At 60.6% G+C, this 13686-nt stretch carries 11 protein-coding genes; 7 read left to right on the forward strand and 4 right to left on the reverse strand.

Features of this window, described 5'->3' with window-relative positions; genetic code table 11:
• Nucleotides 1-20: 20 nt before the first annotated feature.
• Both I2I01_RS21360 and I2I01_RS21365 read right to left on the reverse strand, forming a co-directional pair.
• Nucleotides 21-176 (reverse strand): hypothetical protein, encoded by a 156-nt coding sequence (locus tag I2I01_RS21360; protein WP_196288564.1) that lies wholly within the window; start codon nucleotides 174-176, stop codon nucleotides 21-23.
• Nucleotides 177-272: 96 nt separating this feature from the next.
• Nucleotides 273-1670 carry a type III PLP-dependent enzyme domain-containing protein gene (locus I2I01_RS21365; RefSeq protein ID WP_196288565.1) on the reverse strand — a complete coding sequence of 466 codons (1398 nt, stop codon included), beginning with the start codon at nucleotides 1668-1670 and terminating at the stop codon, nucleotides 273-275.
• 316 nt (nucleotides 1671-1986) lie between these two features.
• On the opposite strand from I2I01_RS21365, the gene I2I01_RS21370 reads away from it, so the two are divergent.
• Entirely contained in the window at nucleotides 1987-2961 is a 975-nt protein-coding gene (locus I2I01_RS21370) for an arginase (protein ID WP_196288566.1), read from the forward strand.
• 62 nt (nucleotides 2962-3023) lie between these two features.
• On the opposite strand, the gene I2I01_RS21375 is transcribed toward I2I01_RS21370, so the two are convergent.
• Nucleotides 3024-3347, reverse strand: a complete 324-nt coding sequence (locus tag I2I01_RS21375; protein WP_196288567.1) for a hypothetical protein — start codon at nucleotides 3345-3347, stop codon at nucleotides 3024-3026.
• Between the two features lie 392 nt (nucleotides 3348-3739).
• Here I2I01_RS21375 and argS point away from each other — a divergent pair, with 392 nt between their 5' ends.
• From argS to I2I01_RS21405, 6 genes are all read left to right on the forward strand, one after another.
• A complete protein-coding gene (gene argS / locus I2I01_RS21380; protein ID WP_196288568.1) occupies nucleotides 3740-5536 on the forward strand; it encodes an arginine--tRNA ligase in 1797 nt (598 codons plus the stop codon).
• A 133-nt stretch (nucleotides 5537-5669) separates the two neighbouring features.
• Nucleotides 5670-6251 (forward strand): LOG family protein, encoded by a 582-nt coding sequence (locus tag I2I01_RS21385; protein WP_196288569.1) that lies wholly within the window; start codon nucleotides 5670-5672, stop codon nucleotides 6249-6251.
• An 86-nt stretch (nucleotides 6252-6337) separates the two neighbouring features.
• Nucleotides 6338-8386: a HelD family protein gene (locus I2I01_RS21390; protein ID WP_196288570.1), complete on the forward strand. Its 2049-nt coding sequence runs from the start codon at nucleotides 6338-6340 to the stop codon at nucleotides 8384-8386.
• A 147-nt stretch (nucleotides 8387-8533) separates the two neighbouring features.
• Nucleotides 8534-9121 carry a glutathione peroxidase gene (locus tag I2I01_RS21395; protein WP_196288571.1) on the forward strand — a complete coding sequence of 196 codons (588 nt, stop codon included), beginning with the start codon at nucleotides 8534-8536 and terminating at the stop codon, nucleotides 9119-9121.
• A gap of 109 nt (nucleotides 9122-9230) precedes the next feature.
• The gene (locus I2I01_RS21400) at nucleotides 9231-10127 is read left to right on the forward strand and encodes a 1,4-dihydroxy-2-naphthoate polyprenyltransferase (RefSeq protein ID WP_196288572.1); all 897 of its coding nucleotides are present in this window, start codon (nucleotides 9231-9233) and stop codon (nucleotides 10125-10127) included.
• 228 nt (nucleotides 10128-10355) lie between these two features.
• Nucleotides 10356-11876 carry a hypothetical protein gene (locus tag I2I01_RS21405; RefSeq protein ID WP_196288573.1) on the forward strand — a complete coding sequence of 507 codons (1521 nt, stop codon included), beginning with the start codon at nucleotides 10356-10358 and terminating at the stop codon, nucleotides 11874-11876.
• A gap of 53 nt (nucleotides 11877-11929) precedes the next feature.
• On the opposite strand, the gene I2I01_RS21410 is transcribed toward I2I01_RS21405, so the two are convergent.
• Nucleotides 11930-13651, reverse strand: a complete 1722-nt coding sequence (locus tag I2I01_RS21410; RefSeq protein WP_211538086.1) for a DEAD/DEAH box helicase — start codon at nucleotides 13649-13651, stop codon at nucleotides 11930-11932.
• Nucleotides 13652-13686: the final 35 nt, after the last annotated feature.

Consider the following 13686-nt stretch of genomic DNA (forward strand, 5'->3'; position numbering starts at 1 on the left):
ATTTCAAAAGCTACCAAGCCCTACAGGCGCGAAGCCGGGGCAGCAGCGCTGGCCGTGATGGGCGAGGAAATGCGGTTGGCTTCCTTGGTGCTGCTGTAGGCGGGGCACTTCTGGCGGTTGCAGGCGCCGAGGGTGAGAGCGGCAGCACCGGCGGCGAGCAATACGAACTTTTTCATAATTTATAGAAAACGGGTGAGGGATGACGAGGCTAGGCTTCAAAGATAAGCAGCCAACGCTATATTCTGCGAAAAATTCCCGCCGCCGAAATTGAATTATTCGTATCCGAGGATGCGCATCATGCTGCCGGCTTCCTGCTGGGGCGCAAAAACGGTATCGGTGAGCGTGCCATCGGCGGCGCGGTCCAGGATGACGTGCTGCGGGGCCGGAATGAGGCAGTGCTTGATGCCGCCGTAGCCGCTCAGGCTCTCCTGGTAGGCGCCGGTGTGGAAAAAGCCCACGTAGAGCGGCTGCGCATCGGTGGGCTTGCGCTCGGGCAGGAACACTTGGTAGATGTGCTTCTCGGCGTTGTAGTAGTCCTGCGAGTCGCAGGTGAGGCCGCCGAGCTGCAGCTTCTTGTAGGATTTATTCCAGCCGTTCACGGCCAGCATAATGAAGCGCTGGTTCAGGGCCCAGGTGTCGGGCAGGTTGGTGATGAACGAGCCGTCAATCATGTACCACAATTCTTTGTCGTTCTGCAGCTTCTCATCGAGAATGCTGTAGATGATGGCGCCGCTTTCGCCCACCGTGAAGATGCCGAACTCGGTGAAAATGTTAGGCTCGGGCACGCCTTCTTCCTTGCAGATGCGCTGGATGGTGCGCAGAATTTCGGCCACCATGTAGGGGTAGTCGTATTCGGGCTGGATGCTGGTTTGAATGGGGAAGCCGCCGCCGATGTCGATGGTGGTGAGGGTGGGGCACACCTTGCGCAGCTCGCAGTACTTGTGCACGAAGCGGCTCAGCTCCGACCAGTAATAGGACGTGTCCTTGATGCCGGTGTTGATGAAGTAGTGCAGCATCGTCAGCGTGAAGCGCGGGTCGTCCTTGATGCGCTGCTCGTAGAGCGGAATCACGTCGGCGTAGCGCACGCCCAGGCGCGAGGTGTAGAACTGGAAGCGCGGCTCCTCGTCGGAAGCCAGGCGCATGCCCATATTCACCTTTTCCTTCACATGGTCGTGGTAGTACTCGATTTCGTTGGGCGAATCAATGATGGGCATGCAGTTCACAAACCCGTCGTTGATGAGGTCGGCAATTTCCTTCTTGTAAGCCTCGGGCTTAAAGCCGTTGCAGATGATGTGCTTCTGCTTGTCGACCTTGCCCTGCGCGTGCAGGTTGCGGATGATGCTGATGTCGAACCACGACGAGGTTTCGAGGTGGATGTCGTTTTTCAGGGCCTCTTCCAGCACGAAACGGAAGTGCGACGACTTGGTGCAATAGGCGTAAGAATAAGTGCCGGTGTAGCCAGTCTTTTCGATGCCCTCGGCAAACCACTTTTTGGCCCGCTGAATCTGGGAGCTGATTTTGGGCAGGTAGGTGAGGCGCAGCGGGGTGCCGTATTTCTCCACAAGGCCCATCAAGTCGATGCCGTGGAATTGCAGCTCGTGGTCCTGCACGGTAAAGTCGGCCGTGGGGAAGTCGAAGGTCTGGGAAATGAGGTCGTGGTACGTATCCATTCGGTTTTTGAAAACGGCGAAAAAGCCCGACCTTTGCGGCGGGCAGTACAAAAGTACCGCCGGGGTCAGATTAACGGCCGGGAACCGCATGTTGTTCTTCCGTTAGCTCGCCCCGCATCGTGACGATGGAATATTAGCGACTTGGCTACGGCAGATGCTTCTGCCGCAAGGCAGCGCTCGAAGTGTTTTTAGTTGTCAGTTGCTCGTTGCCAGTTGCCAGGTCGTTCATCGATGCTAGCAACTAACAACGAGCAACTGACAACTAAACACCTTGGAACGATGCCGCCACTCTGCTATCCCCAATTCCCACCCTCCGATGAAACGCATCAAATTACTGGAAGTCCGCTCCGAGCTCGGGGCCGGCACCCGCGGCTCCAGCATGGGCATCGACGCCTTGCGCGTGGCCTGCCTTAACAAAGGCTCCGACTATTTCCGCCGGTTCAACTCCGTGGTGCTGCCCGACCTGAACCACGTGCTGTTTGAGAAAAACCATTTCCCCTTCGCCAAGCACATCGACAGCATCTACACCGTGCAGAAGGGTATTGCCAACGCCGTGGAGCAGACGCTGCGCTTCGGCGAGTTTCCGCTGGTGCTGGCCGGCGACCACAGCTCGGCCAACGCCACCATTGCCGGTATCAAGGCCGCCTACCCGGCCAAGACGCTGGGCGTCATCTGGATTGACGCCCACGCCGACATCCATTCCCCTTACACTACGCCCAGCGGCAACGTGCACGGCATGCCCCTGGCCGCCTCGCTGGGCATCGACAACCTCAAGCACCAGCGCAACGACCCCGACCCGGAAACCATCTTCTTCTGGCGCCGCCTCCAGAACCTGGCCGAGCCCGGCCCCAAACTCAAGCCCGAACACCTAGTGTACGTGGTGGTGCGCGACACCGAGGAAGAGGAAGACGCCCTCATTGAGGAATTGGGCATCAAGTGGATAAAGCTCCCCGAAATCAAAGCCAAAGGCTCGCGCCGCCTCAGTCGCGAGATTTACGAACACCTGCGCTTCTGCGACCTCGTTTACATTTCCTTCGACGTCGATAGTCTCGATTCGAGCTTCAGCATCGGCACCGGCACGCCCGTGGAAGACGGCCTCTACCTCTCCGAAGCCGAAAACCTCTGCCAGGACCTACTGGAAAATGACCGGGTGGTATGCTTCGAGATGGTCGAAATCAACCCCACACTCGACAACGGGAACACCATGGCCAAAAACGCCTTCAACATCCTGGAAATAGCCACCGAAGCCATTGAAAACCGGCTGCGGATGGACGAGGTGGTGAGCCGGTGAATGAGTTGAAATAGTACGTCATGCCGGGCGCAGCCGAGGCGCCGCGCAGTGCCTGACGGAGCTTAGTTGGCTCCCCAGCGCAGGAGCGGTGCGCTTTGCGATGAGCCGCCGTGGAGGCGACGATAGCGGCGCCAGGCAGCCAGCACCCGGGCGTACTCGGCCCGAATGTGTAGGTGCTCGCCCATCCACACCAGCGCGCAGGTGGGCCCTTCCACGGTGGGGAACTGCCCCGCCACCGGGGCCAGCACGCCGGCCACATGAGCGAAGTCCCAGGTGCCGCGGCAAGTTTCGACGGCGCCGGCGTCGGTGTGCCATACCTGCTCGGCGGCGAACAGGGCGCCGTGGTCGAGGACGTGAAAACGAGGGGCAGCGGGCAAGGATGACACGGAGCAGCTGTGCCCGCGGGAGCGAAGCGGGACGGCCAGCAAAACTACCTCGCGCGTTGCACCGGGATAAACCATTCCGCTAAACGACGCCGGGCACCCGGCGGAAAGGGGGCCGCACTCGGCAAACGCACTGGCTCATAACCATTGAAGACAGGCCGTTTTCAAGAGCGTAGAAACCCGTGCTGGCATTTGTTCTGATAGGCCTCCCGGCGCGGGCAAATTCCATTCAAGCGCAAGGCTCCGGACTCAAAAGCAACTAGTGCCAACGGCATATGTCGTGTGGCAAAACGATTCCGGCCAAACGGCACGGGGATGCGTGCAACCACCAAAGCTGAGCCAAGCTAAAGCCGGCGCTACTATATAACGGCCGCCTCCGCCCGTACCTTTGCCCCGTGCAACAGCTAGAATCCTCCCTCAAAACCGCCCTGCAAACCGCCGCTCAGGCCGTTTTTGGCGTTGAAGTGCCCACCGCCAGCCTCACGCTCCAGCCCACGCGCAAGGAGTTTGCCGGCAGCTTCACCCTCGTCACGTTCCCACTCACCAAAGCGCTGGGCAAAGGTCCCGAGCAAATCGGCCAGGCCCTGGGCGAGTGGCTGAAAGCCAACGAGCCCCGCGTGCGCGGCTACAACGTGGTGAAAGGCTTCCTCAATATCGAAATTGCCGATGCTGAGTGGCTGTCCCAGTTCGAGCAGTTGCGCGCGCAGCCCGCTGCCGCGCCGGTACCCACCGAGGGCGCCCCGCAGCGCGTGGTGGTGGAGTATTCATCGCCCAACACCAACAAGCCCCTGCACCTGGGCCACCTGCGCAACAACTTCCTGGGCTACTCGGTGGCCGAGATTCTGAAAGCCACCGGCGCCACCGTCACCAAAGCCAACTTGGTGAACGACCGCGGCATTCACATCTGCAAGTCGATGATTGCCTACCAGCACTTCGGCCAGGGCGAAACCCCGCAGAGCGCCGTCATGAAGGGCGACCACCTGGCCGGCAAATACTACGTGCTGTTTGAGAAGCATTACCGCGAGGAAATCAAGCAGCTCGAAGCCGAAGGCGTGGCCACCGACATTGCCAAAAAGCAGGCCCCGCTCATGACCGAGGCCCAGCAGATGCTGCAGGCCTGGGAAGCCGGCGACCCTGAAGTGAAAGCCCTCTGGAGTCAGATGAACGGCTGGGTGTATGAAGGCTTCGATGCCACTTATAAAAACATCGGTGTTGACTTTGACCAGTATTACTACGAGTCCGAAACCTACCTGCTGGGCAAGGAGCGGGTAGAAGAAGGTTTGGGAAAAGGCGTGTTCTTCAAGAAAGACAACGGCTCGGTGTGGGTTGATTTGCAGGCCGAGGGCTTGGATGAAAAGCTCCTGCTCCGCGCCGACGGCACCAGTGTGTACATCACTCAGGACCTAGGCACGGCCGAGCTTAAATACCAGGATTTCGGTTACGACAGCAGCATCTACGTCATTGCCGACGAGCAGAACTACCACATGCAGGTGCTGCAAGCCACGCTGAAAAAGCTGGGCAAGCCCTACGCTGACGCCATTCACCACCTCAGCTACGGCATGGTGGATTTGCCCTCGGGCAAGATGAAATCGCGCGAAGGCACCGTAGTAGACGCCGATGAACTGGTGCGCGACGTGGTGGCCGCCGCCAAAGCCGCCACCCTCGAAAAAGGCAAAACCGAAGGCCTCAACGATGAGGAGCTGGAGGAACTGTACCACACGCTGGGCCTCGGCGCGCTGAAATACTACCTGCTGAAGGTAGACCCCAAAAAGCGCATGCTTTTCAACCCCGAAGAGTCGGTGAGCCTGGAAGGCCACACCGGCCCGTTCATTCAGTATTCGCACGCCCGCATTGCCGCTATCCGTCGCAAAGCCGCCGAACTTGGCATCGATGAATCGGCTGATTGGAGCAGCATTGCCGGGTTGGAAGCGACTGAGCAGGAACTGATTCAGGAGCTGGCCCGCTACGCTGGCGTGGTGGCCGAAGCTGCCCGGAATCTCTCGCCGGCCGTCATCGCGCAATATGCTTATGACTTGGCGAAGGCCTACAACCGCTTCTACGCCGAGGTGTCGATTTTCCAGGAAACCGACCCGGCCAAGCGCAGCCTGCGGGTGGCGCTGTCCGCCCGCGTGGGCGAGCAGATTAAAGCGGCGATGGGCCTGCTGGGCATTCAGGTGCCCGAGCGGATGTAATCGCCAAAACGGAAATTGTAACCCGTCATGCCGAGCGCAGCCGAGGCATCTCGCGTGCCGAAGTAATTAGTCTTCCGCGGCGAGATGCCTCGGCTGCGCTCGGCATGACGGACTGCCCAACTACCAAAAACACATGAAATCCATTGCCGTTTACTGCGGTTCCAGCGCCGGAACCAACCCTAATTATATCACCCAGGCCCAGGCGCTGGCCAAAGCCATGGTGGCCCAAAACCTCACGCTGGTTTACGGCGGCGGGCGCGTGGGCCTCATGGGCACCATTGCTGATGCCGTGCTGGCAGAAGGCGGTCAGGTTATCGGCGTGATTCCCGATTTTCTGGATGCCAAGGAGCTGGCCCACAAGGGCTGCACGGAGCTGTACGTGGTTAAGTCCATGCACGAGCGCAAGCTGATGATGGCCGACCGTGCCGATGGCTTCATTGCCATGCCCGGCGGCTACGGCACCCTCGAAGAGCTGTTTGAGGTGCTGACCTGGGGTCAACTCGGCCTGCACCGTAAGCCCGTGGCCCTGCTAAACGTGGACGGCTACTACGACCTGCTGCTGCAAGCCCTCGACCGTATGGCCGCCGACCAGCTCCTGCGCGCCGAAAACCGCGCCCAACTTCTGCAATCGGCCAACCCCGAGGAACTGCTGAAGCAAATGGCTGCCTATCAGCCGGTGCAGCTGGAAAAGTGGCTGACGCCGCCGACTACGTGATGTAGCGTGGACTCTGCGAGTCCGCGCATTACCGATAACGTTCGCCCATGCGCGGACTCGCAGAGTCCACGCTACAACCATCTGCGATGAACGCAACCGAACAAGAAGAGCGGGAACACCTCGAAGAAATCAAGGAGCAGCTGACCCTGGCAGTGCGGCGCGTCGACGACTCGGTGCGGCAGTTTTCCAGCGAATTGCGGGAAAAGAAGGAGTACATCCACGAAAACCAGTCGGGCATGGACGAGGCCGACATGGTGGCCGCCGGCCAGTCCATCGACCGCATGGCCTACACCGGTGCCGGCGCCGTGGCCCGCAAGCGCAAGCTGCTCAAGCTGCTGCAGTCGCCCTACTTCGGCCGCATCGACTTCACGACCCGCAACAACGTGACCACGCCGGTATACATCGGCGTGCACTCGTTTGTGGACGAGCGGCAGCGGCGCGGCCTTATCTACGACTGGCGGGCCCCCATCTCGTCGATGTTTTACGATTATGAGCTGGGCGAGGCGGCTTACCAGACCCCGTCCGGTTCTATTGAGGGCCGCATCGACCTCAAGCGGCAATATAAAATTCAGGACGGGCGGCTGGAGTTTCTGATTGAGAATGGTGTGAACATCCACGACGAGGTGCTTCAGCGCGAGTTGGCCAAGTCGTCGGATGACAAGATGAAGAACATCGTGGCCACCATTCAGCGCGACCAAAACGCGGTGATTCGCAACGAGGAGGCTTCGGTGATGGTCATTCAGGGTGTGGCGGGTTCGGGCAAAACATCTATCGCCCTGCACCGCATTGCGTTCCTGCTCTACCGCTACCGCGACAGCATCGGGGCCAAAGACATTCTCATCATCTCTCCCAACAAGGTCTTTGCCGACTATATCTCGAACGTGCTGCCCGAGCTGGGGGAGGAGCATATTCCTGAGACGGTGATGGAGGAACTGGCGGCTGATTTGCTGGGCCAGCAGTACCAGTTCCAGACCTTTTTTGAGCAGGTGACGGCCTTGCTGGAGCTCCACAACCCGGCGTTCATCGAGCGCATCCGGTTCAAATCCTCGTTCGACTTCCTCAGCCAGCTTAACAAGTACCTGTTGCACGTCGAGAACAACTATTTCAGCGCGAGCGAGCTGCGCGTGGGCCGCACGGTGGTACCCAGCGCCTTGCTGACGCAGAAGTTCAAGACCTACCACCGGGTACCGCTCCTGAAGCGTTTCCCACTGGTGGGCGACGACGTGCGCGCCTTCGTGCGCACCGCCGCCAACCGTAAGCTCACCAACGGCGAGAAAAACACGATAGGGGAGGCGCTCACGCGTATGTTCCGCTTCAACAACGTGCTGGATTTCTACCGCGACTTCTACCGCTGGCTGGGCCGGCCTGAGCTGTTCCGCTACGAACCTGGGCAGACGCTGGAGTACGCCGACGTATTCGCCCTGATTTACCTGCGCATCCGCCTGGAAGGCATCTCGGCCTACGACCACGTGAAGCACTTGCTGGTGGACGAGATGCAGGACTACACGCCGGTGCAGTACGCCGTGCTGTCGCGAGTGTTCAACTGCCGCAAGACCATTTTGGGCGACGTGAACCAAATGGTGAACCCCTACAGCGCCTCATCGGCCGAAACCATTGAGCGCGTTTTCCCGCAGGCCGACATTGTGCGGCTGAACCGCAGCTACCGCTCCACCATCGAGATTACGCAGTTCGCCCAACGCATCACGCCCAACCCGAACATCATCCCGCTGGAAAGGCACGGGGAAGAGCCTGCTTTTGTGCACTGCTCCAGCCACGCCGGGGAACTGGAGATGCTGAAGCAGCTAGTGGCAGCTTTCAAAGATTCGGGCAGTAACTCGCTGGGCATCATTTGCAAAACGCCGCGACAGGCTGAGCAAGTGCAGCAGGCGCTGGAAGGGCAAGGGGTGCAACTACTCACGGAGGAGTCTACGCACTTCAAAGAGGGCGTGGTGCTCACCACCGCGCACCTGGCGAAGGGGTTGGAGTTTGATGAAGTCGTCGTGCCCTTCGCCTCGGCCCGCAACTACCAAACCGAAGTCGACAAGAGCATGCTCTACGTGGCTTGCACCCGCGCCATGCACCGCCTCACGCTCACGTATGCGGGCGAGCTGACAGCGTTTTTGGTGGTGCTGTAGCGCGAGCTTTCTGGGCTGCTTTACAAAATGATACCCAAGCAGCGCGGTGGCGCGGACTACAAATTATGCGCTATGGTTCTAGGTCCGAAACCCTATTGGCCTTCGTATGGTTAGGCACGCAACCGCGCAAGCCATTACCTTCAACCCATGAAAAAGTCTCTTCTTCTCACTTTGGCCACCGCCGCTACGGCCGTGGTTTTCATCGCCGCCAAGCCAGCCGTTCCCACCGCCATGCCTACGCCCGCCGAAACCGAAAAAGCCGCGCCGTCCGTGTACGATTTCACGGTGAAATCTATTGATGGCAAAGACGTGAAGCTGAGCCAGTACAAGGGCAAAAAGCTGCTCATTGTGAACACCGCTTCCAAATGCGGCTACACCCCGCAATACAAGGAGCTGGAGGAGCTGTCGAAGCAATACGCGGGCAAGGTGACGGTGCTGGGCTTCCCGTCCAACAGCTTCAACCAGGAGTTGGCTTCCAATTCCGAAGTGGCCTCGTTCTGCGAGAAGAACTACGGCGTAACTTTTCCGCTGTTCGAAACGGTGTCGGTGAAGGGCGACGATGCCGCGCCGCTCTATAAGTACCTGTCCGACAAAACCAAAAACGGCGCGGTGTCTGACGCGCCGAACTGGAACTTCTGCAAATACCTGGTGGATGAAAAAGGCCACGTCGTGAAGTTCTACCCCTCGAAAGTGAAGCCCCTCAGCCCCGAGCTGCTGGCCGATATCACGAAGTAGATAGTTATTTTGTCATCCTGAGCGCAGCGAAGGACCTTGTCACGTGAGTGGTTTTCCAACGTGACAAGGTCCTTCGCTGCGCTCAGGATGACGAATTTTAGTAATACCCATGTCTCCTTGGATTTCCGCATTCCGCCCTCGCACGTTGCCGTTAGCTTTGGCCAGCATCCTCACCGGTGGCTTCCTGGCCAAAGCCAACGGCCAGTTCAACGGCCTGGTGGTGGGCCTGGCCGCCCTCACGACCATCCTGCTCCAAATCCTGAGCAACCTGGCTAACGACTACGGCGACTCCCAAAACGGCGCCGACAGTGTGCACCGCCAGGGCCCGCAGCGCGCCGTGCAGAGCGGCGCCATCACGCCGGAGCAGATGAAGCGCGGCATGTGGATTTGCGGGTTGCTGGCCCTAGGCAGCGGGCTGGCGCTACTGTGGGTGGCGCTGGGCGCGGCGGGTCTGGGCTTGTTTCTCGGGTTTCTGGCGCTGGGGCTGGCGGCCATCTGGGCGGCCGTGAACTACACGGCGGGCTCGAACCCGTACGGCTACGCTGGGCTGGGCGACATTTCGGTGTTTCTGTTTTTTGGGCTGGTGGGCGTGTGCGGCACCTACTTTCTGCAAGCCCGTAGCCTGCCGCTGCAGGTGCTGCTGCCGGCGGCCGCGCTGGGCTGCTTTGCCACGGCCGTCCTGAATGTGAACAACATCCGCGACATCAACTCCGACGTGCTGGCCGGCAAAATCACCATTCCGGTTCGGCTGGGGGCGGTGCACGCCCGGCGCTACCACTGGCTGCTGCTCATCATCGGGCTGGGCTGCGCCACGGTGTTTGTGGCACTTACCTATCACTCGCCCTGGCAGTGGCTGTATGCGCTGGCGGTGCCGCTGTTTGCCTTCAATGCCATTCAGGTGTGGCAGCGGCAGGAGTCGATGCAGATAGACCCGCTGCTTAAGCAAATGGCCCTGAGCACGCTGGTGTTTACGGTGCTGTTTGGGATAGGGCAGGTGCTGGGGTAAGTCCAGCGGTAAAATAGGGTAGAACAACGCTTTGAGAAAAGCCCGCATTGCGCGCAATGCGGGCTTTTTGCTTTTTATGCAGCAGTGTTGCTATTAAGTAGCCGTTGCAAATAATCCCATGAATGGAAGCGCGGCTGGTGTGCAATACGCCTCCTAAAGGCATCGTTGGGGAAATAGATAGCCATACATCTTTTCCCGGTAGCGGCTCCGGCTTCTTGTCGCGCTTGTATGAAGCACAACGTTTACATCGTGGGGCTGGCCCTGATGTGGTTCGGCGCATGTCATGCCCAACCAACCCCGTCCCAGGCCGCGGCGGATAAGCAGGGTGAGTTTGGCCCTACGGCCAACGGCTTGGTTTATTCGCCCCACACCATGAACCGCTTGCGGCGCATCGTCGATTCGCTCAACCTCAAGCACAAGGTGTGCGAGCTGCGGCGGGCTTACCGCAGCTACCGGCAGGGCCAGGCCAGCTACATCGCGCTGGAAAAGGGCGACCTCAAGCAGGCCCGGCTGGCGCTGGAGCAGGGCCTCACACCCGAGGCGTTTCAAGCGCGCTTTCCGGCGGCGACGGTTGAGAAAGACCTGCTGGTTATCAGCTACCTCGATGAATACGAGGACAACAGCAAAAAGCCGGCGACGGTGTACCGCAGCATCCCCTTCAACAACCAGGGCGAACACCTGCTTCGGCTAAAAGAACCCGCCGCCCCAGCGCCGGGGCGCTGGGTTATTCAGGCTGAGGCCAAGAGTTCTTATTCTGATGCCTCGCTGAGGGCCTTTTATTTTCCTGATGCCCTCTCGCAGCCGGCCTTGCCGGCCCAATACGCCAACCTGGTGCAGTACGCCGACTGCCTGATTGACACTACGGCCCAGATATACTTCGTATCGGCCAAGCGCACGGGCGTGCGCTACCGCCAGAACGAGCCCCGGGCCGAAGCGGCCTTCATGAGCTACGCGCACGAGCAAACCCAGCAGCCCAAGCTTGAATATTCCAATAAGACGACAGAGACCGAGCAAAAAGCCCAATGGGCAGCCTTCGAGAAATGGCAAACGGAGCGGTTTGCGAAAATGGACCAACTGGCCCGCACGCCCAAATTTCGGGAGTTGCTAGCCCAGGCCGTAACCAGTGCCAACACCGTCGGGGCCACCGATGACGAGTTTGAAGAATACGTGGCCCGCTACTATTCGCCTCAGAAGGCGCTGGAGTTCAAGCGCAGCCGCATTGTGGTCGGCGGTTGCAGCATGGACGACAGTCCCCGCCGCCACGCGCTAGGCATTGCCACACTCTCGGCCGAAACGGTGAATTGGGAAACATTTCTGCGGGCCCACCTCGACATCATGAACGACCGGTTCGAGCGCGTGTCGGACGGCAGCTACGCCTGGGCCGGCCGCAAAACCTACCTGCGCGAACTGGAAGAACTCGACATCAACGTGCCCGACCTCATGCTCGGCATCAGCCTGCGCATCGACAATGCCAGCCGCAACCACTATTTCGGCAGCCTGGGCCGGCTCGGGCGCGCCCTGGCCGAAACCCAGCAGCCCCGGGAACTGGAGCAGCGCCTGCTCGGCATCGTGGCCGACCCCAGCCTCGACGCCTACAACCGGGTGCTGGCCTACTACCTGTTTCTCTGCTACAACAATAACCTGGAGGACAAAGAGCTGCAACAGCAAAACATTGCTAGGCTCAACACGGCCGTACAGAAGCTGCCCACCTATCTGGTGGCGCGAGCGACGGTGAAGGAAGAGAAGTAAGGCAATAAAAAAGCCCCGCTGTATTCGCAGCGGGGCTTTTTTCAATGGGTGAATTACTCGGCAGTCGGAGTAGGGGCCGCGGCGCTGGCGGTGCCGCTGCCTTCCGGCTTCGGTCCGCGCTTGCGGTTGCGCCCGCCGCGGCTGCGACGGCGCTTCTGCTCGCCACCAGCCTCGGCGGTAGCGCCCTCGGGGCGGGGCTCACGTGGCGGGCGGGCCTCACCCTCTGCACGGGGCTCGCGCGGCGGACGGCTTTCGCCTTCGGCGCGCGGGGTGCGCTCGGGCCGGGGCCGACGCTCGCGGCGCTCTTCGCCTTCGGGGCGGGGCTCACGCGGCGGACGCTGATAGGGCACGGCCGGCGCCTGGCCGGCATCGAGGGCGGCCAGGGCATTTTTGGCGGCGGCGAGGCGCTCCAGGTGCTTGGGGTCTTTGGGGTCGGGGGCGTCGCGGCGGGGCTTGCCGCCGTCGCGGCCGCCGTCACGGCCACTGCGGCCGCCATCCCGACCACCTTCGCGGCGGGGTCCGCGGTCACCTTCGGCGCGGGGGCCCCGGTCGCGGCCTCCGCCACCGCTGCCGCCGCGGGCCGGGCGGCCACCTACTTTACCGCCCAGGCCGGCAAAGCGCTTGGGGTCAAACTCGGGTGCCTCGCCCAAGCCCAACTCCTCGGTGATTTTCTGCTTCTCGATGTCGCGCTCGATGAGCTTTTCAATCTTCACCACCCGGTCCTGGTCCTGGTCCGAAATGAAGGTGATGGCCGTGCCTTTGGTGGCGGCGCGGGCGGTGCGGCCAATGCGGTGCACGTAGTCCTCGGCGGCGCGCGGGATGTCGTAATTCACCACGTGGCTCAGCGAGTCGATGTCGATGCCGCGGCTGAGCACGTCGGTGGCCACCAGAATGGGGAACTGCTTGTTTTTGAAGGCGCGCATGATTTCCTCGCGCTCCTCTTGGGTGCGGTCGGAGCTGATGCCGCGGGCCTCCACGCCCAGCTTGTTTACGGCCCGCACGATGCCGCCCACGGCCGCTTTCTGGCTGGTGAAGAGCACCATGCTCTGCACGTCCTGGGTTTTGATGATGTGCTCGAGCAGGTAGATTTTCTGGCGGTCGTAGGCCATATAAAACTGCTGGTCGATGCCGGCGGCGGGCTTCGATACGGCCAGCCGGATTTCATCGGGCTGGTTGAGAATCTGCTGCGAGAACTCCCGGATTTTATTGGGCATGGTGGCCGAGAACAGCAGCGTCTGGCGCTCCTTGGGCAGCTGGCGCACGATGTTCAGGATGTCATCCGAGAAGCCCATGTCCATCATTTTGTCGGCCTCATCCAGCACCAGGTACTTGATTTGGTCGAACTTCACGTAGCCCATTTGCAGGTGGGCAATGAGGCGGCCGGGTGTGGCAATGATGATGTCGGCGCCGGAGGTGAGGGCGCGCTTCTGCTGCTCCCAGTTCTCCGATTTGCCGCCGCCGTAGATGGCGATGGAGCTGGCCTCCACGTAGTAGCCAAAGCCCATCACTTGCTCGTCAATCTGGGTGGCCAGCTCGCGGGTGGGCACCAGAATGAGGGTGGTGGTGTGGCCGTGCTTGGCGTGCGAAATCTTGTCGAGCAGCGGCAGCAGGTAGGCGGCGGTTTTGCCGGTGCCGGTTTGGGCGCAGGCAATCAGGTCTTTGCCTTCGATGATTTTGGGAATGGCCTGCTCCTGTATGGGGGTGGCCTGCTGGTAGTTCATGGCGTCGATGCCGGCCAGCAGGTCGTCATGGAGGCTAAATTCGTGAAACGTCAAGGTTCAGCTAATGAAAGTTGTAAAAGGCTGACCTT

The sequence above is a fragment of the Hymenobacter properus genome, from assembly GCF_015694735.1.
Lineage (GTDB): Bacteria > Bacteroidota > Bacteroidia > Cytophagales > Hymenobacteraceae > Hymenobacter > Hymenobacter properus.

Bases quoted from the DNA above. Each gene is read 5' to 3' on its own strand.
- I2I01_RS21360 (WP_196288564.1), bottom strand. From the start codon at position 176: ATGAAAAAGTTCGTATTGCTCGCCGCCGGTGCTGCCGCTCTCACCCTC.
- I2I01_RS21365 (WP_196288565.1), bottom strand. From the start codon at position 1,670: ATGGATACGTACCACGACCTCATTTCCCAGACCTTCGACTTCCCCACG.
- I2I01_RS21370 (WP_196288566.1), top strand. From the start codon at position 1,987: ATGAAACGCATCAAATTACTGGAAGTCCGCTCCGAGCTCGGGGCCGGC.
- I2I01_RS21385 (WP_196288569.1), top strand. From the start codon at position 5,670: ATGAAATCCATTGCCGTTTACTGCGGTTCCAGCGCCGGAACCAACCCT.
- I2I01_RS21390 (WP_196288570.1), top strand. From the start codon at position 6,338: ATGAACGCAACCGAACAAGAAGAGCGGGAACACCTCGAAGAAATCAAG.
- I2I01_RS21395 (WP_196288571.1), top strand. From the start codon at position 8,534: ATGAAAAAGTCTCTTCTTCTCACTTTGGCCACCGCCGCTACGGCCGTG.
- I2I01_RS21400 (WP_196288572.1), top strand. From the start codon at position 9,231: ATGTCTCCTTGGATTTCCGCATTCCGCCCTCGCACGTTGCCGTTAGCT.
- I2I01_RS21405 (WP_196288573.1), top strand. From the start codon at position 10,356: ATGAAGCACAACGTTTACATCGTGGGGCTGGCCCTGATGTGGTTCGGC.